12 protein-coding genes are annotated in these 24120 nt (G+C 42.1%); 7 read left to right on the top strand and 5 right to left on the bottom strand.

Annotated features, from left to right (window positions below; translation table 11 throughout):
* Position 1 precedes the first annotated feature (1 nt).
* The 5 genes from EGM47_RS11845 to EGM47_RS11825 form a co-directional block, all read right to left on the bottom strand.
* Positions 2 to 1540, bottom strand: coding sequence for a RagB/SusD family nutrient uptake outer membrane protein (locus tag EGM47_RS11845; protein ID WP_124981035.1), 1539 nt, complete (start codon positions 1538 to 1540; stop codon positions 2 to 4).
* Between the two features lie 17 nt (positions 1541 to 1557).
* Positions 1558 to 4803 carry a SusC/RagA family TonB-linked outer membrane protein gene (locus EGM47_RS11840; RefSeq protein WP_124981034.1) on the bottom strand — a complete coding sequence of 1082 codons (3246 nt, stop codon included), beginning with the start codon at positions 4801 to 4803 and terminating at the stop codon, positions 1558 to 1560.
* A 218-nt stretch (positions 4804 to 5021) separates the two neighbouring features.
* Complete coding sequence (locus tag EGM47_RS11835; RefSeq protein ID WP_124981033.1) at positions 5022 to 7778, bottom strand: alpha-L-rhamnosidase; 2757 nt, start codon at positions 7776 to 7778, stop codon at positions 5022 to 5024.
* 115 nt (positions 7779 to 7893) lie between these two features.
* Positions 7894 to 8886 carry a LamG-like jellyroll fold domain-containing protein gene (locus tag EGM47_RS11830; protein WP_124981032.1) on the bottom strand — a complete coding sequence of 331 codons (993 nt, stop codon included), beginning with the start codon at positions 8884 to 8886 and terminating at the stop codon, positions 7894 to 7896.
* Between the two features lie 174 nt (positions 8887 to 9060).
* Complete coding sequence (locus tag EGM47_RS11825; protein ID WP_206052167.1) at positions 9061 to 10581, bottom strand: sulfatase family protein; 1521 nt, start codon at positions 10579 to 10581, stop codon at positions 9061 to 9063.
* A 149-nt stretch (positions 10582 to 10730) separates the two neighbouring features.
* Here EGM47_RS11825 and EGM47_RS11820 point away from each other — a divergent pair, with 149 nt between their 5' ends.
* From EGM47_RS11820 to EGM47_RS11790, 7 genes are all read left to right on the top strand, one after another.
* Positions 10731 to 12701, top strand: coding sequence for a sulfatase-like hydrolase/transferase (locus EGM47_RS11820; RefSeq protein WP_164510877.1), 1971 nt, complete (start codon positions 10731 to 10733; stop codon positions 12699 to 12701).
* Positions 12694 to 14502, top strand: coding sequence for an alpha-L-rhamnosidase-related protein (locus EGM47_RS11815; RefSeq protein WP_206052166.1), 1809 nt, complete (start codon positions 12694 to 12696; stop codon positions 14500 to 14502). Before EGM47_RS11820 ends, EGM47_RS11815 begins: the two co-directional genes overlap by 8 nt.
* A gap of 1 nt (position 14503) precedes the next feature.
* Complete coding sequence (locus EGM47_RS11810; protein ID WP_124981029.1) at positions 14504 to 16297, top strand: hypothetical protein; 1794 nt, start codon at positions 14504 to 14506, stop codon at positions 16295 to 16297.
* Between the two features lie 139 nt (positions 16298 to 16436).
* Positions 16437 to 16751, top strand: coding sequence for an L-rhamnose mutarotase (rhaM, locus tag EGM47_RS11805; protein ID WP_124981028.1), 315 nt, complete (start codon positions 16437 to 16439; stop codon positions 16749 to 16751).
* Positions 16752 to 16760: 9 nt separating this feature from the next.
* A complete protein-coding gene (locus EGM47_RS11800) occupies positions 16761 to 18263 on the top strand; it encodes a sulfatase family protein (RefSeq protein WP_124981027.1) in 1503 nt (500 codons plus the stop codon).
* 111 nt (positions 18264 to 18374) lie between these two features.
* On the top strand, positions 18375 to 22868 hold the full coding sequence (locus EGM47_RS11795; protein WP_124981026.1) for a G8 domain-containing protein: 4494 nt from the start codon (positions 18375 to 18377) through the stop codon (positions 22866 to 22868).
* A 166-nt stretch (positions 22869 to 23034) separates the two neighbouring features.
* A complete protein-coding gene (locus EGM47_RS11790; protein ID WP_124981025.1) occupies positions 23035 to 24120 on the top strand; it encodes a formylglycine-generating enzyme family protein in 1086 nt (361 codons plus the stop codon).

The raw sequence follows: 24120 nt of genomic DNA, 5'->3' as shown, positions 1-24120 counted from the left end.
ACTACCAACCAGGATTTTGGGTTAAATTGGGATTCTTTGACAATTCTACTATAGGTATTGGTGATAGTTTAAATTTTTCATCCCAACCTTGATTTGGAAATCTAAATTGTCTTAGTAAATGCTGGTTGTACTCTTCTTCCGTAGTGTCCCATCTTCTAATGTCAAACAATTCTCCCATTTCACCATGTAATTCCCGTACACGCTCTTCTCTGATAATTTCTCGTAGCTGTGTCTGGTCGGTGGTAGTGATTTCACTTGCGTTAACACGATCTCTTGCAATTTTGAGATAAGGTAGGGCTCGGGCAGGTTCGCCGTTTTCATTAAATGCTTCTGCTAACATTAAAAAGGCATCTACATATCTATAAACAATATGATCTTTTGAATGAATTACGTTACCTGATGCTCCTCCGTCCTGATATTTGGTCATACATATACCGTTTCGACCGCCGTAAGTCGCACCAGGGACATTGATGGGAGTCGGCTGGTAATTCACCGTTGCCCCATTATTAATACGTGTATAAGAATAGGTAAACCCTTCGGTAAGTCTCACATCATTGTTCTCATAAAGATTTAATAGGTCTGGGTGCCATGCAACCAGGTAATTACTTCCGGAGGCGGTTTGGATACCACCAAACTCGCTAAATTGCGGGTTGGTCCAAAATGGCATTAAACTTCCGAGCAAATTTTGATAAACATTACCATGAGAAAATATAATTTCCTTATTACCCTCATTGCTTAAGCTGAAGACACTACGCCAATCTGAAAGTAATTCTACATCATAAGTTCCAGGGTTATCTGCCAATGGTTGTAAGACGTCAATCGCTTTTTGGTAATTTTCAGTACGTTGTAAAGGGAATCCTGCTGAAGTAAGGTAAACTTTACCTAATAGAAAAGCGCCACCTGCTTTGGTGACACGACCATTATCTGAACCAGTTAATGGCCAAGAAACAGGAAGAAACTCATTGGCGTATTCCAAGTCTGAGATGATCAAATCATAAATTTCAGCAGTTGAGCTACGCGCCTTAAACAAAATTTCTGGATCAGCATTTTCCACCGGCTCTGTATACATAGGAAGGTCTCCAAACAACTGTGTTAATTGAAAGTAGGTATAGGCTCTCATCCATCGTGCTTCCGCTACATATTGATTGACTATATCAGGATTGGATGCTGCAAAGCTCCCCTGAGGTGCATATTTGATGATCGTGTTGGCCCTGGAGATCGCTCTAAAACCAGTGTTCCATAACCTATCATATCTAAAAGGTTGTCTGTCGGCAGTTAGGTAAGCAGAATGAATGGCAAACCCTGGATTTCTTGACGTCGCATATTTGTTGGTCATACTTACCAACATATACATATCCTGCTCCCAAATAACATGTCTGAAAGCTTCATATATACCTACATTTTGCGCTTGAAGTTGTTCTTCATTTTGATAAAAATTTTGGGCGCTGTATGTAGAAAAAATCTCCTCTTCCAATTCTTTTTCACAAGAATTCAATCCTGCTACAAGAAAGAGAAATATCAATAACCTGTAATTTTTCATAATAGCTAATTTAATGTCTAAAAGTTAAGTTGCAATCCTAGTGAGTACACTTGTGGTCTTGGGTAAGCTGAATAATCGATTCCACGGTTCAATGCCCCGTTTCCATTGGTGCTAACCTCAGGGTCTGGCCCTGTGTAATTGGTCAAAGTGATGAGGTTCGTTCCGGTTAGAGTGATTGCAGCTCTTTCAAAGTACTTGATTTTGGTCAAGTTGTAACGCACACTCAGGTTCTTTAATCTCACGTAAGTACCATCTTCAATGTAAACAGAATTGGGTATGTTGACTCCTGTAGGTCCAATATTACTTGGATAATTGATGTCGTTGTGCTGATTGTCAAGCGTCCAGCGGTTGTTGAAGTAGTCTTGCGTACTGTTTCCACCTGACCATCCTGAGCCTACAAAGGCCTTATTGAGATTGAGAATGTCATTCCCAACCGATCCTTGCACAAACATATTCACATTAAAATCTCCAATTCTAAACTGGTTGTTCCATCCAAAGAAAAAGTCTGGATTGGGATTTCCTATCGCCTGTCGATCCTCAATATTGATGATTCCATCATCGTTGACATCTTCAAAAATCCATTGTCCGGGTGTATTGGCTGCTGCGTTTCCGTTACCTGCATTGTTTCGAGCGGTGGTGGCAAAAATAGGTTCTTCGATCATACCTCCATTTCCATCGTCGACCATTACTGTTCTGATGTTGAAGTTTCCATTTTGATAATCTACCAAATCATCAGGTTGGATTAGGCCGATCACGCGATAACCGTAAAACAGCCCTAATTCATCTCCTGGGAAGGTTCGCGTTCCATTGATCTGGAAAAAGTTAGCTCCAAGACCTGGCCCATCTACAAACTCATTCAGTCCGTAATCAACTAACTCAGTGCTACTTTTGGTCCAATTTAGTTTAGATGTCCATGAGAAGTTTTCATTATTGAAAATATCATAAGCGATTTCAATCTCTACACCTTTGTTGTTTAATGTTCCAGCGTTGATAGGGATGGAGTTAAATCCTGTTTGGGTGGGAATAGGTAGTTGATTCAGTAGATCCTCTGTTTCTCTTTCATATACATCAATCGATGTTCTCAAACGATTCTTTAAGAAGTTGGCAGTCAAACCTATATTAAGGGTCGTACTGGTTTCCCAAGTCAACTCTTGGTTGGCAATTCTCGCAGGAAATGTCCCGGTGTAGAGGTCGTCTAAACTACCTCCCAAGCCAATTATTCCAATGTTATAGGTATCCAGTGTGGAATAAGGTGCCACACCATTTGAGCTACCTACAACTCCGTAAGAGGCCCTAAATTTCAGGAGGCTAATCGCTCTGATATTACGTATAAATCTTTCCTTATGCGCATCCCAAGCAATTGCCGCAGATGGGAAGAAGCCCCAAGGATCTCCTTGACTGAACTTGGAATCACCATCATATCGTCCTGTGGTCGTCAGGGTATACTTATCATCAAAAGTGTAGTTGAATCGGTACAGCGCTGATTGTATAAAATTGTTGGTCTTAATGCTATTAAAGTCTTGTGCTGAATTGGCAAGCCTGATGGCATCTACACCCAGATCATCAAAAGTGAAATCACTATATACCTCTCTTCTCCTGAAAGCGTTGATGTTTGTGTAGCTTCCTCCAACAGTTGCACTAACTTGATGTTTTTTGAAGGATTTGTTGAAATTCAAAAATGATTCTGCGGTAAAGCGGTCTGTCTCAGCTTCAGCTAAGAAAAGTCGCCCATTAAAATTACGACCTACAACAGTCTGTTTGTTATTGAAAACCTCGTTATTGTTGTACCCTGCATTAAAACCTAATCTGGTGGTCCACTTTAATTCGGGGGTGAAGTCATATTCAGCACTGCTAGAAAGGATAAGCCTTCTGTCTCGTTGGAAGTTATTGGATTGAGTAGCTTCAATAACCGGATTGGTGATCAATTGATCATCCGGACCAAACTCATTCAAGTCTCCAGTTTCAGGATCAAACAATGGAATCAGCGGATTGATCCTCATGGCAGAAAACACAACCCCAGTCAAACCTGTTCTTGCGCTGGTCTGAACTCTTTGGTTACGTGTGAAATTCAATTGCACGTTAGAGTTCAGGCTGAATTTTTTCCCGACCTTCATCTTTGAATTGTACCTCAAGTTCATCCTTCTAAAATTAGAATTGATGATGTTACCCTCTACATTGTTGTAGTTCACAGATAGCAGCTGAGAATGACTATCGTTTCCGCCGGAAATGCTCACATTCACATTTTCATTTTGACCTGTTCTAAAAATCGCATCCATGAAATCTGTTCCTATTGGAGCGTTCTCAGGTAATGGTCTTTCTTCTGATCTTCCGTCAAAAGGAATCTGATTATTATCTAGCAAATCTTGAAACGAGGTTTGCGGATTTCTCAAGACCACGAGATCATTTCTAAGTTGTGCATATTGAGGTCCGTTTAATAATTCATAAGGCATCCCAATACTTGTATAGGAAGACCTCAAGTTCACAGCCAGCCTCGTTTTACCTGCACGCGCTTCTTTGGTAGTAATTAAAACCACACCATTACCAGCACGTACACCATAAATAGCTGTGGCAGAAGCATCCTTTAAAATTTCAATGCTTTCTATATCGTCTGGATTAAGACCCGCCAAAGGGTTTGTGCCAGTCAGGAACTGATCATTCTCTGCTTGGATGTCTTCTCCTAATGGTATACCATTTAATACATAAAGCGGTTGAACACTTCCGCTAATACTATTGATTCCTCTAATGTTAACCGAGATTCCAGCACCAGGCTCTCCAGAGTCCGAGTTGACAAATACACCGGCAGCTTGACCTTGCAATGTTTCTGTCAGGTTATTATATACTTGATCTTCCAGGTCTTTTGCATCAATCGAACTGATCGCCCCTGTTACGTCTTTTCTTTTCTCTACTCCATATCCTATCAACACAATTTCTTCAAGCTTCTCGGTTTCTTCAATCATTTTTACATTGATTGTTGTTTCTCCAGCAACTTGTTTTTCTGTTGTGGCATATCCCAAATAGGAGAATACAAGTACATCACTCTGACCTTCCTGCAATATGATTTGATAGCCACCGTTCAACCCTGTGGTTACCGCATTTTTTGTTTCCTTTTGCGCAACTACAACGCCTAGCAGCGGCTCTCCTTCTACATTAGTCACGGTTCCCGAAATCGTTTGCGCCTCGAGACCTGAACAATAAAAGAGAAATGCGATCAATGCTAATTGACGTATGATTTCACTGGGAAATTGTCGTATTCTTAGTATCATATGATAAAATTAAATGGTTGTCAAGAATGACTATTATTGATTGATAAATCAATATTATGCATTCTAATAAAATAAAGTAACCTGTACCTTCTTGCTTTGGTTGGATAATTTGCTATTACAATGGCAAATCAACCGATATCAATTGTGGACTCCATGCTGTATGCAGAAGGTATAGTGGGTTTTTTCGCTTTCGCGAAAGCGGAACCATCAGAATATCCTTAGTTGATGAGTGGAGCACTGATCACATAAGTGCCCGATCCCAAGTTGACGGTAAGCTTGTTCGTGTCTTGTTGACTGGGTGTGAGATCTTGAATCTTATTCAAGGATCGGCTATTGATTTTGACTCTGTTGGGACGATCCGTCGGAATTACAACATGAGCAGTCGTGTTTACGGGAATAGTGATGGTCATCTCAAACTTTTTACCCTTAATTTCCCACCTAGAGGCCACCTTCCCATGAATGGTATTTGTAGAAGCCTCAATAAAATCCATTGCTGGATCAATCGCAGGTTCAATTGTAATTTCGTTATACCCATAATCTTTAGTGTCAATCCCAGCAGCGTATTGGTACATCCACTCGGCTACCGATCCAAAGGCATAATGACTAAAAGAGTTCATCGCAGCATTTAAGTCGGCATTTTCGGCATCATTTTTAGTAAAACTGTTCCATCGCTCCCAGATCGAGGTGCTTCCGTTTTCTATAGAAAAGCCCCAGCTGGGGTATTCCTTTTGCTGAAACAATTGATAGGCGGTTTTGTGATGCCCATATTTTGATAAGGCCAACATCACATGTTTTGTACCCAAGAATCCAGTAGCAAACTTATAGTCGTTGTCTTTTATCTTGTTGGCCAAATGTGCTGCACCTTTGGGCGCTAGATCTTCAGGAAAAAGGTCAAAGCACAACGCAAGAGCGTAAGAAGTCATTGAATTTTCAATAATCGTCGCATCTGGGCGTATATAGCGTTTCGCAAAAGCATTTTTAATGTTTTCAAAATCCCTTTGATATTTTTGAGCGTCTTCATCTTTGCCTATGGCCGCTGCCATCTCTGACATCAATTTTGCATCATAGGCATAATAGGCACTAGCAATGAAATCGTCGCTGGTGGTCTCGTTCACTGCCAGCCAGTCTCCCCAATTTTTACCCGCTCCGGGTCTCAGGTATCCAGTACTGGATCGTTCTTGAAACTCCATGAACTTTTTCATGCCCGGATACATATAATCTACAATTCTGGTGTCGCCATAAACCTTCATCATGGTATACGGAATAATCACTCCAGCATCCATCCAAGCTGGTGAAAATTGTCCGGGTCTTGAAAAGGGGAAGGGAGCAAAATTAGGGTAGGCGCCGTACCACCGTTGGGCATCATCCAAGTCCACGCAGAATTTCGTAAAGAAGGATGATACATCTGAGGTATAGGTGGCAGAGCGTGCAAAAACCTGTGCATCTCCAGTCCATCCCAAACGCTCGTCTCGCTGCGGACAATCAGTTGGTATATCCATGAAATTAGCCGACTGCGTGGTTTTAATGTTTTGAAAGAGTGTATTAGTCATGGGATTGGAGGACTTAAATTCTCCTCCATCAGTACTGATGGAACTGAGTTGTAGACCAGTAATCGTTTCCAGGTCTGGTTCTTCAGTCAACCCAGATACCTCAACAAACTGGAAGCCGTGGTAGGTAAAGCGAGGCTCCCAAACCTCTTCTCCATCACCTTTCAAAATATAGGTATCGGTTGCTCTTGCTCTTCTGAGATTTTCCGTCAATAAACTTCCATCACTCTTGAGAATTTCACCAAAACGCATGCTGATTTTTGTCCCTGCTGGTCCTTTTGTTTTAAGCCGTGCAATACCAGCTATATTTTTACCTAAATCAAATATATAGGTACCTTTTTTAGGCTCAGTAATACGCACCGGACGCAGTCTATGTTGGTTTTTTATACCCGTGGTAGGTGAGGCCATTAATTGTCCATTAGGCAGTGTATAGGGTTTGGGGGTCTTCCAATCGGTGTCATCAAAACCGGGGGAATCCCAGTTCTCTTGTTCCAAGCGTGCGTCATAGGTTTCCCCCATGATGATGTCTGCCTCTCGAATGGGTCCCTCGCTAGCTTTCCATGTTTGTGTGCTGGAACTGATAATTTCAGAACTCCCATCTTCATATTCAATATTAATTTGCCCCATAAAAGCGGGATTCACGCCATAAAAATTGCGAACCTGATCCAAGCGCACCAGCAATGCATAACCTATATAGCCCGAATACCAACCATCGGCAATGATCGCACCAATGGCGTTGTCTCCTTGAGACAGCTGATCGGTGATGTCAAAGGTTTGATAATACAATCTTTTATCATAATCTGTCCAGCCAGGAAGCAGATAGTTGTCACCTACCTTTTTTCCGTTCAATCGCAATTCATATAATCCCAGGGCGGTGGTGTAAGCGGTAGCGCGCTTAATTTTTTTATTTACCGTAAAGCTGTGTCGCAGATAACGTGCAGGAGGTAAATACAATTCTTTGTATTTGTCTTTTTTGTTATATCCTACATCCAGCCCTATGAATTGACCTTCCCAATCCTGAAAATAGAGCTGCCCCATGGACCAAAATGCAACAGCACTCTGGCTGGAGATTTGATTCTCGTCCCATACCGTGACTCGCCAAAAATATTTGTGATTGGATGCCAGTGCCGGACCAGAATAGACAATATGGTGGGTGGAATCAGAATTGATTTTTCCACTGTCCCAAACATCTGGCTGTTGAAGCATATCTTGATGGCTGGCAACGACAATTTGATAGCTGCTTTGGGATCGATCAAATCCGTCACCTTTAAGTATCCAGCTGAACCTCGGACGTAAAACATCAATTCCCTCTGGGTTGACTAAATATTCAACCCTTAGGTCTTCAACTTTTAACGGAGCTGTGTTGCAGTTTACCATCCCAAACGCCTGGGCTGAGGTCAAAAGAATCATCAATAAAATACTTCTCATGTCAATTTACTTTGTATCCATAGGCAAACACTTCAGATTGGCTATGTTCAGGGTTTTCTAAGCAAAAGCCCGATTCCAAGATCGGGCTTTAGTTTTTTCAATTACTGGTTGCTGATTATAAAGCTACTTTTCTGGTCAGGACATGGCCTGTTGTTTCAGAGAATAACTTCACAATGTAAATTCCTTTGGACAATGCATCAATTTCGATGCTATCTTGTTCCAGCGCACCAGAATTCAGTTGCTGTCCTAACGTGTTATAAATTAAATAGCGATCAAAGGAGATATTTGAATCTACTTTTAATTGGTTTTGATCGTTACGGTACAATTGCAAGCGAACATCATCGGAAATAGCATCATCTGTACTCAGCAAACCACCCGCTGCTGCTCCGTTTGTAATGATGTTATTGATGGTCGCGGCATCTAAGACTTCTGTAGTGATCACAAAGTCATCGATATACGCGTCAAGTAAGCCGGCTGTCGTGGAATTTTTTTGCACGCCAACAGAAATTTGCGCGCTGTTGGTTTTATTGTCAACTTTAATGGGATTACCGATCGTGTTGCTGGTATCTTCCACACCATCAATGTATAATTTGACGGTTTGGGCAGTTTTATCCATGACCAGTGCAATGTGCACCCATGTATTAAGTGGCGGTGTACTGGAAGAGTTGGAAACTGCTTCACCAAATGAGGTGTTTACGGTAACTGCTGCGGTCGCAATTTGTAATGGTCGACCTGCTAAAAATGTAGATGTAGGGCCTTCATCCTCTTGATGCATCAATTTAGGAGTTCCAGGGCCACTGGATGTTAAACTGTTAAAATTGACCCACATGAGTATACTGAATGAATCTCCGGCATTAAAAATACTATTGGAAGTAATGTACGGCTTGTCATTAAATAGAGCGGCATCTCCAAACTGGCCCGGTGCATAGGTATCTACTACACTAGTAGGGATTTTGGGGTTTAAAACCACATTCTGACTGGATGCATCGTTCAAATCGTTGTCAAATGGGAAATACATGATGTATTGATTCACATCTGCTGTTTGCGCCACAGTGGGTGTTGCGATTAAAGCAAAAAAGGATAAACTATAAAGTAATTTTTTCATCATAATACGGGTTTTATTAAACAATTATAATTCTATGTTCATTAATTTGTGTCCTGCACTGTCGGCTTATCGTCCGGTTTCCACGGTGAAAAGTAAAACATCCTACATTTAATTTAAAAAAAGTGGTGGTTAAAAACGCTTTCGCGAAAGCGTAAATAAGCTAATGGTTTACCCATTTCATCTTCTGCGTAAGCGAGTTGGGATGTTTTTGGGATTATCTGCTGTATCTCCTGTTTGTCGTCTCCAATCGATTAAAGCCTGTTCTAACTCTATTTTCTTTTCTGCAAATTCAGGAAGATAGGCCAGGTTGACCATCTGATAAGGATCGGTATTCATATCATATAATTCTATTGGTGGCCTTCCATTCTCTAGGTTTCTAAGTATTTGGTATGGAATGGGATGAGTGGATTGGGCTTCTACAGTAGCTTGATAGCTCAAATTACTCCAGCCTTTATACGCTCTTAGGTCGGCTGGTAACAGATAGGATTTGTTGGGCATCAAATTTTTGATCAAATAAAATCTACCATCAAAAATAACCCTGCTGGGATAGTGCTCTCTAGGGTCTGGCCCGTGGGAATTGTGTTCCGCAAAAATATACTTCCTACCATTTACTTTATCATGTGCACCTGAGGCTACGGGTAAAATCGATTTTCCTTGTACCGTTTCAGGAATTGGCAAGGACAGGAAATCCAACACTGTGGGCATGATATCCACATGTGAGATCAAAGCATCTGAAACACTGGCAGCATCTACACCTGGCCCCAGTATGGCATAGGGCACATGTAGTCCCTCTCCGTAAGGCGAGGCTTTTGCCCGGTGATAAGGTTGGCCGTGGTCAGAGGTGATGATGATTAACGTGTTTTCTAACTGGCCTTGTTTTTTGAGAGCTTCGACAATGGCGCCGGTGCAGGCATCCGCGAGTTGAACGCAACCGTAATATTTGCTCAGGTCTTCTCTCATTATAGGGGTGTCTGGTAGATAATCTGGGACAATGATGCTCGCGGGATCAGGCATGAATTGCGGAAATGCGTTCATGTGAGCATCAAAATTGCGATGAGGCGGAGAAATATTGGCCTGGAAAAAAAATGGTCTTGATCCAGATTGCTTGATAAATCTTCCAATGACCTCCTTGTATTCCGTGGGGTCATTATGTACCGGATCACGTTCACTATATGGGAATTTCCACGGCGGACTCATGTGAAATTTTTGGGTAATAGCTGTGAAATAGCCGTGTTCCTTCAAGATTTCTGGAAGCGTGGAGATGTACTCATGTATACCCACTTGATCCACTCTTGTCGCCTTACGGCTGAAAGCTACATCATCATCAGTGAGTTTGGGTGTAATGGTATTTCTCCAGTGACCATTGGCATGCGGAAACATACCTGTATTAATGGAACTACGGCTGGGAGAACAGGAAGGTACCGATGCGTAAGCATTCGTAAATCTCATTCCTTTTTTGGATAACCTATCAAAGTTGGGCGTATTTGCTCCAGTCATGCCATCTACCGAGGTATCATATCCCTGATCGTCCATCAGTATAAGCACAACATTCATGGGTTGGTTCACTTCACCCACCTGTTTTTTTGAAGTTTCCTTTTGTTGAGAGGCACAAGCGTTGAGCAAAAGTGCCATCAACCATAAAAGAAAAGCCAGATGACGGCGTTGAGGTAAAACCCGGTATTGAATCATTGTTCCCATATCTAATTAATTGTCTAAATATCGTTATAAGATAGGGCGCAACCATCCTGTAATGGCAGGTAGGTCAGCGGTACAGGTTGGCACAGGATAAGTTTCTATTGATAATGATGCTTTTTTGTATAGTGAAAATTTGGAACTACATACGATTGATGGCAATGGGCGTGATGGTTTTCTATCCTTCAATATGCCATGGTCAGTCTAACAAGCCCAATATCCTGCTGGTCGTCGCAGATGATTTGGGTTATAGTGATTTAAGTTGCTACGGCAGCGAGATTCAAACCCCACATATTGATCAGCTCGCCAAAGATGGTGTCCGATTCAATAAGTTTTATGTGTCTCCCATGTGTGTGACCAGTAGAGCGGCGCTGATTGCTGGAATGGAATACATGGCCGCTGGGAAAAACAACATTCCCAATGCAGTCAGCATAGCATCATTGATGCGTGATCAGGGATATGCCACACATCTTGTCGGGAAGAATCATGGTCTGGGAAATCTTGATATCGCTGACCCGTCGAATGATTTTGGCTTTGATCACTTTTACGGTTTTACAGGAGGGCAAATCAATAGTTTTACAGGAGAAGGTAATGTACAATGGCAAGAAGATGGCAGGATGTTTGAACCAGCACAACTGCCCGCTGATTTTTACGCCACAGATGCATTTACAGATTACTCCATGGCCTATATGAAAGAGGCCATCGCAGAAGAACAGCCATTTTTTGGAATCTTGGCGTATAATGCGCCGCACAGTCCGCTGGACGCACCACTTGAAAATGTGCGCAAATATTATGACCCCACAAATGGGATTAATGTTTATGAGAAAGGCTGGGAACAATTGAGAATTGAGCGATTGGAAAGAATGAAACAGTTGGGTATCGTAGATGAAGATATAGCATTGCCTGAATTTGGAGTGGAAATACCTGATTGGGATGCGTTGCCCCAAACTTCAAAGAACTCATGGGACCTACAGCAGGATTTTGAATCCTTGTCTCGGAGCGCCTATGCTGGAATGGTGGATCGGATGGATGAAAACGTGGGCAGAATCATCCAGTTTTTAAAGGATCCCAATAATGATGGTGATGTGGAAGATAGTCAGCTGGAAAACACCTTGATCATTTTTATCTCTGACAATGGAGGCTGTTACGCAGGAAGTTATACCCATCGGGAGGCACTACCATGGAGCCAAGAAAAAAGAGGCGCAGGTTTTACTACCAACTACGGTTGGGCGGCCCTAAGCAACACGCCTTTTGGATCCTATAAACACGGCAGCGGAGAAGGTGCCATCAGGTCGCCGATGGTTGTTCACTGGCCCAAAGCCATGTCGCTTAAAAACGCTACTATAAGTAATCAGATGTTACGCATATGGGATTTATATCCCACATTTTTAGAGATTGCTGGAGGCACTTACCCTGCTGATCAAAAAAGCCTGATGGGGCAAAGCTTCTTGCCGCTACTTCAAGGTAAATCGCAGGAAAGAGAAGAGTTTTTTGTCTCCACGTTTTATCGATCAAAGGGAATTGTTCAGGGAAAATGGAAATTGGTGAGCTATTATGATAGCCCGTTTGAACTTTATAACCTAGAAGAAGATCCGACAGAAATATGCGATGTCCGTGACAAATACCCTAAAAAATTCCAGCAGTTGTTGAAACGTTGGAACCAGTACACCATTAAAGAAGGTTTTGAAAATGACTTGAGGTGGAATATGCCGACTGGATCAACGAAGCGCGGATTTGGTTATGATAGGCTCAATGCGCTGCTCAACAAAGCAACTCCCGATTATATGAGTGATCAGGTCCCTACCGACCAAAAGCTTACCTTAAATTTTAAAGGCAAGATTACTTTTGCGGGTACCACAGGGAAATCTATACGTTTGCAGAAATATGGTAGTCCTGATGTGATTTGGTCAAAAGATTTTGATGCGAGCAGTTTACATGAAGGAAAAACCAGTATTACATTTACGGACTTCCCTACTTTAGAGGCCGATTCACATTACTACATCACCTGGGATGCCGGATGGGTCAAGGTGATGCATCAAGGAAAATGGCGGAATATAAGTCCGGTCAGAGAAAGTGCTTTCGCCTACCGATTTAAAACGATGGCAATACCCCAGAAAAATGATTAATAATTCCGCTTTCGCGAAAGCGTTTAAACACATAATAAAAAGAATGAAAAAGACTTTACAGATCATCGCCTTACTTCTTGCCATGACGGCTTTGGGCCAATCGCAGTTACCTCCAGTTTTTGATGCTGCTGATCTCGCCAATGCTACCCATTCTGAAATGGTCAAAACCTACTTGGTGCCTAAACAGATTAAATGGCAGTCAGATTCTTCTGGTACTTATATCAAAAATGAGAAAACCTTGCTGAAGAAAGGCAATGGGCAAGTGGCGGTAAATGACAAGGGATTGTTTACATTAATCAGTGACGATACGCAACGACCCGGAATCTTATTGGATTACGGAAGAGAAATTCATGGAGGGGTGAAAATTTCGATGGGAATCAGACCTAGCAAGACTCCGCTCAAATTAAGAGTGCGTTTTGGTGAATCGGTTTCTGAAGCCATGTCTGAAATGGGTGGTGAGAGTACGGCTACCAACGAACATTCTTTAAGGGATTTTGTGGTGGAAGTGCCGTGGCTGGGCTCCATTGAGGTAGGTGAGACCGGGTTCAGATTCTTAAGAATTGATCTGGTGGAAGCAAATCAAACAGCGCCGATCAAGTCCGTTGAAGCAGCTTTTGTTTATAGGGATTTAGATTATCTGGGTTCTTTTGAAAGCAGCGATCCAAGACTGAACGAAATTTGGATGACAGGTGCCTACACTGTTCACCTGAATATGCAAAACTATTTATGGGACGGAATAAAAAGAGATCGTTTGGTCTGGGTGGGTGACATGCATCCTGAAGTGATGACCATCAATACGGTTTTTGGTGACCATGACATCGTTCCTAAAAGTTTGGATCTGGCCAGAGATCAGCATCCTTTACCACAATGGATGAATACGATTAGTTCTTATTCCATGTGGTGGTTGCTCATACATAAGAATTGGTATGATTATCACGGAGACCTTGCTTACCTCAAAGAGCAGGAAGATTATATGATTCCCTTGCTCGATCAGCTCGCCACCCACATAGACGAAAATAACAAAGAAACCTTGGATGGAGGACGATTTTTGGACTGGCCTACCAGCACTGATCCCAAGGCGGTTCACGCAGGTCTGCAGGCCATGATGATCATGACATTTGAAGCAGGATCTGAGATGATGGAAATCTTGGGACGTGATCAGTTGCAGGATAAATACGCCAAAATTGCCAGCCGATTGAAACAACATCTTCCCGAAGGAAATACGTCAAAGCAAGCGGCTGCGCTAATGGTGCTCGCTGACATCGCAAAAGCCAAAACAATCAATAAAAAGGTGTTGAAAAAGGATGGTGTGGAAAACATGTCCACTTTTTACGGTTATTACATCTTAGAGGCCATGGCAAAAGCTGATGATTACACTGGAGCCATTGATGTCATAAGGGAATATTGGGGCGGAATGCTTGATTTAGGTGCCACCACTTTTTGGGAAGACTTCAACATCAAGGAAGCTAAAATTAGCGGCAGAATTGATGAATTACCCGTAAAAGGAAAATGTGACATCCACGCTGACTTTGGAGCATTTTGTTATGTCGGGTTGCGTCATAGCTTGGCACATGGTTGGGCCAGCGGGCCGACTGCCTGGTTGAGCCAATACGTGCTCGGAGTAAATGTCTCCAATGCCGGTGATACCGTAACCATTGACCCGCACTTGGGTGATCTAGACTATGTCAAGGGCAGCTTTCCTACGAAATACGGAATCTTAAAGATTACACATCAAAAAAATAAAAAGGGTCGTATAGAAACTACCTTGGACATTCCAGATGGCTTGACCGTAAAAAGGTAAGATGATTTTTTTATTTCCTATGAAAGCGTTGCGATTTTATTTGATGTACTGGATAGGTCTGGTTGGTTGTATGGCTTATGGGCAAAAAGGACCAGGATCAAAACAACAGGAAAATAACCTAACAGATCATTGGGTGGCCACAGATGGATTAGGCCGCGACCTGGTAAGTTTTGATCAAACAGGAGAAGAGCGTCAGGATAAGCAAGTAGGCGTATTCTATTATATCTGGCATGGCCATCATGGAAAACAAGTCTATGATATTACAAAAATTTTAAAAGATTCTATAGGTCAAAGAAAGTGGGGACCCAAGGGTAAATTTCATTTTTGGGGAGAACCTGAGCAAGGCTATTATCGCTCTGAGGATCCTTGGGTACTGCGCAGGGATCTACAAATGCTGGCCAATGCCAAAGTTGATTTTATATACCTTGACGTAACCAATCATTTTATTTACCCCAAAACTGTGCATGCCCTATTTGAAATGGGCGCTCAAATGAGGTCTGAAGGTATTCCTACACCTGATATCACGTTTACAACCAACTCCAAAAGCGGTAAAACGGTTCAAAAGATCTACAACCAATTTTACAAACCAGGCTTGTATAAGGACCAGTGGTTCTACTGGCAAGGAAAACCACTGATCATGGCCAATCCCGATGATCCGAATCTTTCAGAAGAAGCAAAAAATTTCTTTACCATCAAATACAGTTGGGCATGGACCAAAACCAAGGACAACCCAGATCACTGGCAATGGCTGGATACTACACCGCAAGATTACGGTTGGAGCGAGGATCCTGATCAACCAGAGCAGATACCAGTCTCAGTAGCTGGACACCCGGTCGAACTCGGACATGGATTGTACGGTACGAGTCGGTCCAACAATGTTCAGCCGCCTGTCAATAAATACTATGTTACTGAAATTACAGGGCAGGGAGCTCATTTTGAAGAACAGTGGCGCCGAGCGCTAGAGGTGGACCCCAAAGTAGTTATGGTTACACAGTGGAATGAATGGCTCGCACAACGTTTTATCTGGGATGGAAAGCTCAATCATAAAGGATATGCAGGACGGCCGATAGACATTGGCGACAGCTATTTTGTAGATGCATTTACCGAAGAGTTCAATCGGGATATCGCCCCCATGAAAGGAGGACATACTGATAATTATTATTATCAATTGGTCTCGAATGTCAGAAAATTTAAAGGCATGCGCCCCCCAGTTAAAAACCATCAACCCGCAAATATTATCATCGACGGATCGTATGATGAGTGGGCCGATGTTCTACCAGAGTTTTATGATCCGCCAGGAGATACCATGCACAGAAATTTTGCTGGTTACCATCCTGACACAACCTATACCAATTTTAGCGGCAGAAACGATATCGTACAATCCAAAGTCGCCATAAATGACCAGGACATTTACTTTTATGCCACCACTACCGCTCCCATGACCTCATCGCATGACAAGCAATGGATGCTTTTGTTTATTGACAGCGATAAAGATCTGTCAACTGGTTGGGAAGGTTATGACTATGTCATCAATCAAGAAGTGATTTCAGACACCAGGTCTAAGATTAAAAAATGGAATGGTTCATCTTGGGAAGATCAGGGTGTGGTCAATTATCAGTTAAAAGGGAACGAATTAGAATTGAGTGTTTCAAGAACAGACCTCAATATTGGATCAAATGCAAACTTTTATTTCAAATGGGCAGATAATCCGGGAGAGTTAACTGATGTCAGTGTGTTTTTTATGAATGGAGATACGGCTCCGGACCGCCGATTCAAATATCATTTTGAGGAATGACCAACAGGAGATAATTTTCAGGTGTTTGATCTTTTGGAGTAATCGCTTTCGCGAAATGTGATAAATAGGAATGAATGGAAGGGGGATTACTTTTCTTTCTGAGAAAGACAAAGCCATTATAAACTAAAACATGAACCTCATGATCAGAAAGGCATTTAAAATGAAACTTTTCCCAGGTAAACTCCAGGAATACATTGTTCGACACAATCCAATATGGGAAGAACTGGAAATTCTCCTGAAAGAACAAGGTGTTTCAAATTACAGCATCTTTTTTGATGAAGACACAGACATTCTATTTGCCTATGTTGAACTAGAAAGCATGGAGAAATGGGAGGCAATTGCTAAAACGGAAGTTTGTAAAATTTGGTGGGTATCTCTGATCAGTATCATGGACACCAATCCTGATAACAGCCCAAGCGTGACCTATCTAAAAGAAGTTTTTCACATTGATTAAAAAATTAAAATGAAACGAAATATTATACTTCAAATTATTCTGTTGAACTGCATTTTGATGAGTTGTAAAAATGTTGAGCCAACAAAACAACCCACACCAGAATCAACCGCTCAACAACCTCCAAATATTATTTTTTTGATGGATGACCAGCACCGCTACGATGCACTGGGACTACTTAATGAACAGGTTAAAACGCCTACTCTTGATAGTTTAGCGATGCACGGAGTACTATATAGCCAGGCCGTGTGTCAGGCACCCATGTGTGTTCCCAGCAGAAATTCGATGATGTTGGGTCTCTATCCGAATCAAAACGGCGTATTTCGCAACAGCGGAGGTATAAAAGACGAAGATTTACCGGTCAAAACTATGGCCCAGTACTTTCAGGAAGCCGGATATGAAACCGCTGGATTTGGAAAAACCCATTGGGGCAAATATCCCACGGGCACTCGTGGATTTGAAACCAGATATGTTTCTGAAATTCCAGAAAAAGGTGCCGTAAGTATGGCCGAGATGAATCCGGAAGACAAGGCCGCTTATGATCTTGAAATTAAAGATATGGGACCAGGGGAAGAGAATAATTTAGGATACCTTGGTTTCACCAGTAAGCTGAATGAAGAACAACACAGAGATGGATGGATCACCCAACAAGCGATGCAATATATCGACCGTAGGGAGGATGAACGTCCTTTATTTTTGTACCTCTCTTTTATGAAACCTCATGCGGGCCACAATGTGCCTAAGGGTTATGAGGATCTTTACGATGTGGATGAAATAAACTATGCAGAGCAGCCGGATTGGGAGCAAGATCGATCACCACACTCTCAAGGGGTGAATCGTAGGGATATGTATGAACAGTATTGGAAAAATGCCAGTGAGGAGGAATGGAAGCTAATGACCATGCGGTACTATGCAAACGTCAGCTGGATCGACGACATGATGGGTAGAGTTCTCAAGAAATTGGAAGATAAAGGTCTGTTAGAAAACGCCTTAATTGTTTATACTTCTGATCACGGTGAAATGTTAGGCGAGCGATACTACAAGTTCAACAAGTATAATCTGTATGATGCCAGCGTTCGTGTGCCTATGATTTTCTCTGGTCCAGCATTACCAAAAAACATTGAAAAAGGCAGTAAAGACGACCGCCCTGCAGAAAATGTGGATTTACTTCCTACTTTATTAGCCGCAGCAAGTATCCAACAGCAAGATGCATTGTTGGGTGATGATCTTTTTGAAAAAGAACAAGGAGGGGCTGGATTTGCGGTGATCCATGAACGGCCAGGGGAAGCTGCCTTTATGTGGCGTACCAAGGAGCATAAACTCATTTTGGTATTAAATCGTAAGGCAGATGCCACAACTTATACAAAAGAAGATATTATTGATGGCGAATTTTACGACCTGAGAAAAGATCCTCGAGAATGGGTAAATCTTTATGGAGATCCATCAGTGAAGACAGTTCAAGATACTTATGAAAAAGCTTTGTTTGATTTTCTTAAACAATTGGAAACTAAATAATCATCCCCTTAATTGGGAAATAGTTATTACAGGTGAGGACAGGACGCATTTTTATTTTCTTTAACTAAATTTGCAGGTTAGTAAACTGTTTTACAAACTTATAAGAAGCCTATGGTGTGGACTAAACTACTTCTATACAGACTGTCAATTTTAACAACGGTGGTGATCTGGTATTCGTTTATGGGTTTCAACAACTCCAAGGCCCTAATTAGTTCTTCGATTGAATGTGCGCCGACTACCTTGCTTTCTGTTTCTGCAGTGAATGATGGTGTTTGGAACAACCCAGCCACTTGGAGCAATAATCAGATCCCTACTTCAGCCGACGATGTAACAATTCCAGCGGGTGTCACGGTAAGTCTATCCGGAGCTATACAGGCGAGAACAATCATGGTTGAAGGTATTCTTACGACAGAAACTTTGACCGCCGATTTTGACATGAGTACCAAAGGAATAATGGTACATTCGGGTGGTGCCCTGGAAATAGGTACAGAGACAAACCCTTACTTAGGTAATGGTATCATTACGCTCAATGGGAGTAATCCAAACGAAGTTTTGATGAGTCCGGCGATGGGGGCTAAACTCATTGGTGTGATGGGCAACGGGAGGCTTGATTTGCACGGTGCTCCAAAAATATCATGGACACAACTCAACGCCACAGCTGCGGTAGGAACTCAGACAATCACGTTGAAAGAAATGGTCGATTGGCAAGTAGGAGATGAGATTGTCATTGCCTCAACAGATTTCGACCCACACCAAGCAGAGAAAAGAGTTATCACGGCTATCAATGGTTTAAACCTGACGCTTGATACACCCCTTCAATATATGCACTGGGGTACTGAGCAAATTTATAACGATGGCAGCAATGACAGAATACTCGACGAACGAGCTGAGGTTGGACTCCTTACCCGTAACCTCAAGATTCAAGGCGATACCTCTAGTGAAAACAATGGTTACGGAGGACATATCATGTCCATGCCTAATTCTCTTTCGAAGGCTTCCAATATCGAGTTGTTCCGTATGGGGCAAAAATCTCAAGTAGGGAGGTATCCATGGCACTGGCACTTGTTAGGAGACGCACCTGGTCAATATATAAAAAACGCAGGTATTCACCGATCTTATAATAGATTGGTCACTGTGCATGGGACCAATTATACCTTAGTGGAAGGCAATGTTGGGTATGACTTTATCGGTCACGGCTATTTTCTTGAAGATGGTAATGAAATCCGCAATTTGTTTAAAGATAACTTAGGTGTCGTTTGTAAGCGTCCGGTGGTTGGTGAAGAAACTACTCCTCATGATTTGGGGATTGGTGCAGATAGAGGAGCCAGCCCAGAAGCTTTTCCAGTTACATTTTGGATTACCAATCCCAACAATGATTTTATAGGAAATGTATCTGCGGGTTCAGATGGCTCGGGTTTCTGGCATTTGGTATTGGATGAGGTCCTGGACGGTAGCAACAGCGGCTATGTGCCTGGTCACCAACCCATGGGTGTTTTTGATGATAATAAAGCCCATTCCAATTTGTTCAGCTGGGGAATAGATGGTGGGATAGATGAAGTTACAGAAGAAATTGAAGCGGGCCATTATCGTCCACGCAATCCAGATGGTAGTCAATTTGTTCCAGTGATCAATCGTTTTGACGGTTATAAATCTGTAGATAGGAATGTATGGATCAGAGCCAATACAATGGATTTTTACGATTGTGATTTTGGTGACAATGGTCGTGCAGATTTCTTTTCCTACAATCAAACTCTTTATAATTCGCTTATCGTAGGGAAATCCGCAAATATTGGGAACCCTCAATCGGCTAGTGAGCTACAGGCTGGTAGGTCGCTTCCTTTCCCCAACAGAAGTATCGATGCATTTACAAATGCCTTTAGAGGACACAGTATTTATGATGGCCCATCGGGAATTGTAGATACACATTTTGCAGGCTTTGACCAGGTAGGTGCTCGTTCTTATTGTTTTCAAACCAACGGAGCTTCAAGAAAGTCAACCAACCATTTTGCCAGAGGCATCACTTTTGACCCTGCTATTCCTGAGAATGCCAAGTTTGACTTTCAGAATAATTCTTTTTTCAGTTACATGTATCTGAGTGGTTTAATTGATGAAGATGGAAGCATTACAGGTGTTCCTGGAACCAATATTAGGCCTGATATCATTCCGCATCCCAACGGACAAAATCTATATGAAAAAGGAGCTAACATCCAGATGTCCAATATCATTGGAAAACCAGAATGGGGTGCCTGGTTAACCCAAAATAAAACCTATAATTATTTTAAGGATACTGATTTTACCGATAAGTCAGCAGCTGCTTTTACACCTCGCTATTTCATTACACAATATCCTGATCTTTCAACGCATGCGGTTTTTAACACACAAACCCAACAGTTGTACTTTGACGCACCGGTCATTACCAATGATTTGGATTACACTTATTACATGCAATATCACAAGCTGCCAAAATACATGTTGGGAGAAGTTAACGGTGCCGTTGGGAATTCAGAGAATGTAATTGTAGCTTATCCCAATATTCCTTCCATTGCCTACGCAGGAAATGCTACAAGAGTAACCAGCATGGCACAATTAAAAGCAAGTGCCAGTCAAGCCTATTTTATAAAGGATAATACCGTTTTTGTTAAGCACATTACCAATGTTGTACGTAGCGACTTTCAACAAAGACAGTTTGGATCGGATTACAAGTATGAAAGCAACCAAGTGTTTATTTGTAATTCGGGGAATTGCTTTGATAATACCACTTGGGGTGATGTTCTCAATCAGGTGACCTTGATTGATTACGGAGTTCGCTCTATGAATCTAGGTTCCGTGGTGACCAATAATGACTCCCGGGACGCAGTAAGTACCACGGATGGATTAAGTGTTCCCACTTTGTCTTATGCAAATACTAGGGTCAGTTTCAATGTCCAAAATAACGGCAATGGAACAGATGGCTACACCGATTATGAGATTGACCTTGAAGCTAGGCAAGTTTGGGAGTATTTTGAAACCTTGAATGTTGATTATACAGGCCCAGATGTGGAATTGTTGGTCGTGAATCAAACAGGAGACACTTTTAGTGCAGGAACTTATAGTGCTTCAGATATTGATAAGGTACAGATCGGACAAGATGTACAGTTTGATATTTTCTCCAATGTAAAAAAATTGGTGTTGAGATTCCATGAATCAGCCATTGGTAATGACTTGAATACGGCAGCTAGCCAACCCGTCGAGATCAATAGCATCAGACTGGGATCTGATGTGCCCACTGCCTATAGCCAATCTTCTACTCCCGTCGGACAAGATACAGATGGGGATGGTTTGTTGGATAGTGAAGAGGTGACGCTATGTAGAGATCCCAATACTGCTGCAGATTTTGCATTGGAATTTGATGGTCTGAGTACTTTTTTTGATGGATATACAACAGATCAGTTGTCCAATGTACAGGAATCTAATGGTGTTTTCGGTGCTACCTCTACCGCTGGTGATTCTAAAATCATTCATCGCAATGTAGTTTCTTTTGAGAGTTCGGAGGTCAGTTCACTAAGGGTCAGGTTTAAAGCCGATCGGTCAACAACGAGTTTCCAGATCTTTTTTGAGACTTTAGCCAATTCATCCTTTAGTGCCAGCAGATCTTTGACTGCTGTCTATACTGGGAATGGATCCTGGGAAGAATTAGTGTTGGATCTTTCAGCCAATGTCGACCTGGCCAATCAAGTGATTACAGGTTTGCGTATTGATCCTACCAATCATAGCAATGTTAATTTTGAAATCGATTGGATCAGGGCAGATGCTGCTTTAGATCCCGCGGTAAGCTGTTCTTATACTATAGATGATGATGGTGACGGATTGAGCAATGGTGAGGAAACAGATAACTGCAGAGACGCTAATTCTGCTGCAGATTTTGCCATTGAATTCAATGGGGATGATATTTTTGACGGTTATACAACACAGCAATTGACCTCAGTTCAAGAATTAAATGGAACCTTGTCAGGTATCAGTACAGGTAGCGATTCCAAATTGATCAAAAATGAGTTTTTGGGTATTCAAGGTTCGCAGATCACATCCTTGCAGGTGAGATTTAAAGCTAATATCAGCTCTACCCAATTTAGGATCTTCTGGAAAAATGAGGATGGTGGTTATGCAGCAGCGAGATCTGTTGCGGCTAACTACACTGGAAATTCAAGTTGGCAAACCATTCAGTTGGATTTATCAAACGACCAGGATTGGATAGGCAAAACCATTACAAGTCTGCGTATTGATCCTACAAACGACACCAATGTGAGCTTTGAAATCGACTGGATCAGAGCTCAAGATGCTGTAGATCCCAATAACCCTTGTGGCACTTTATCTTTGAGAAATGATGAAATTCAGCGCCAAGTTCAACTCTTCCCTAATCCAATAGCTCAAGGAGATAGAATTGGTATCAGAGGTTTACTGCAGCAAGATAAGGTAAGCATCCAAGTATTTGACATGAGCGGTAAACGCGTAAAGGTGGAGGCTGATCATACCATGCTACAACTGATCCAACCGAAAGCTGGAATTTATCTGGTCGTGTTTGAGATCAATGAACATCAGCGGTTGACCCATAAATTGGTGGTGTACTAAACCATTAGATCACCAAAGGCTCATTTTACATATGGTAGACTGGATTTTTATGCGATGGACTAGCAGCAAAACTTTTTAGCATGTATTTTGCATTTTTCGGTAAGCGCTTTCGCGAAAGCGCAACTTAAATCAACGTATATACTACTATTTAAATATCTTGCTACACATGATTCCATCGGCTCACAAGGATAAACTTTCTTTGATCACATTATTTCTGACTTTTTTGGTGTTGGCTGGTTGTAAAGATGAGCATACTGCGGTTGAACAAGAAGATGCCACGACCACAGTGAAAGCTCCAGAAGGCATGGTTTGGGTAGAAAGAACCACATTTTTACAAGGAGGCAAACCAAATGATAAGTATGCAATGGGTAGAGAGCTTCCCGCCCATGAGGTACAGGTTGATGGTTTTTTTATAGATACCACTGAAGTAACCAACGCTCAATTCCGAAAATTTGTTGAGGCCACTGGATACAAGACCATTGCTGAAAGGGCCGTAGACTGGGAGGAAATGAAAAAACAATTACCTCCAGACGTACAAAAGCCGCATGATTCTTTGTTAATGCCAGGTAGTTTGATCTTCAATAAAAATGTAGATGCTGTGGTAAATATGCAGAATTACGCGCAGTGGTGGCAGTGGAAAACTGGTGCGGACTGGAGACATCCAGAGGGTCCAGGATCTGATATAGTAGGCAAAGACGACTATCCGGTGGTACATGTGGCCTATGAAGATGCTAACGCCTATTGTCGTTGGGCCAACAGAAGATTGCCTACAGAGGCAGAGTGGGAGGCAGCTGCACAAGGTGGTGATAGAGACTTGATTTTTACCTGGGGGAATGATCCTGAACTGCTTACGCAACGTGCCAATACCTGGCAGGGTGTATTCCCCACTCAAAATCTACCTGAAGATGGATATACCTATATAGCACCCGTAGGCTCGTATCCGCCCAATGACTTGGGGATTTATGATTTGATTGGTAATGTGTGGGAAATGACCAGTGATCTATTAAATGTAGAATACTACCGGCAATTGGAGTCAGGTGTGATCGAAGTCAACCCAAAAGGAGCCGCAACAGCTTACAACCCTGCAAATCCCTATCAACAAGAATATGTCATTAAGGGTGGTTCCTTCCTATGCCATGAATCTTATTGCGCGAGTTTTAGAATATCGGCAAAGATGGGCGTCACGGCAGACTCGGGATCTGATCACGTAGGTTTCAGAACAGTAGCCACACCTGAAATGATTTCAGAATAG

The organism is Nonlabens xiamenensis, assembly GCF_003865345.1.
Taxonomy (GTDB): domain Bacteria; phylum Bacteroidota; class Bacteroidia; order Flavobacteriales; family Flavobacteriaceae; genus Nonlabens; species Nonlabens xiamenensis.
This window is presented reverse-complemented; position numbering and strand designations above follow the sequence as displayed.

What these genes read in the sequence shown, in the direction of transcription:
- EGM47_RS11845 (WP_124981035.1), bottom strand. Translation starts at nt 1,540, where the DNA reads ATGAAAAATTACAGGTTATTGATATTTCTCTTTCTTGTAGCAGGATTG.
- EGM47_RS11800 (WP_124981027.1), top strand. Translation starts at nt 16,761, where the DNA reads ATGAAACGAAATATTATACTTCAAATTATTCTGTTGAACTGCATTTTG.
- EGM47_RS11825 (WP_206052167.1), bottom strand. Translation starts at nt 10,581, where the DNA reads ATGGGAACAATGATTCAATACCGGGTTTTACCTCAACGCCGTCATCTG.
- EGM47_RS11835 (WP_124981033.1), bottom strand. Translation starts at nt 7,778, where the DNA reads ATGAGAAGTATTTTATTGATGATTCTTTTGACCTCAGCCCAGGCGTTT.
- EGM47_RS11790 (WP_124981025.1), top strand. Translation starts at nt 23,035, where the DNA reads ATGATTCCATCGGCTCACAAGGATAAACTTTCTTTGATCACATTATTT.
- EGM47_RS11820 (WP_164510877.1), top strand. Translation starts at nt 10,731, where the DNA reads ATGGCAATGGGCGTGATGGTTTTCTATCCTTCAATATGCCATGGTCAG.
- EGM47_RS11810 (WP_124981029.1), top strand. Translation starts at nt 14,504, where the DNA reads ATGATTTTTTTATTTCCTATGAAAGCGTTGCGATTTTATTTGATGTAC.
- rhaM (WP_124981028.1), top strand. Translation starts at nt 16,437, where the DNA reads ATGATCAGAAAGGCATTTAAAATGAAACTTTTCCCAGGTAAACTCCAG.
- EGM47_RS11830 (WP_124981032.1), bottom strand. Translation starts at nt 8,886, where the DNA reads ATGATGAAAAAATTACTTTATAGTTTATCCTTTTTTGCTTTAATCGCA.
- EGM47_RS11840 (WP_124981034.1), bottom strand. Translation starts at nt 4,803, where the DNA reads ATGATACTAAGAATACGACAATTTCCCAGTGAAATCATACGTCAATTA.
- EGM47_RS11815 (WP_206052166.1), top strand. Translation starts at nt 12,694, where the DNA reads ATGATTAATAATTCCGCTTTCGCGAAAGCGTTTAAACACATAATAAAA.
- EGM47_RS11795 (WP_124981026.1), top strand. Translation starts at nt 18,375, where the DNA reads ATGGTGTGGACTAAACTACTTCTATACAGACTGTCAATTTTAACAACG.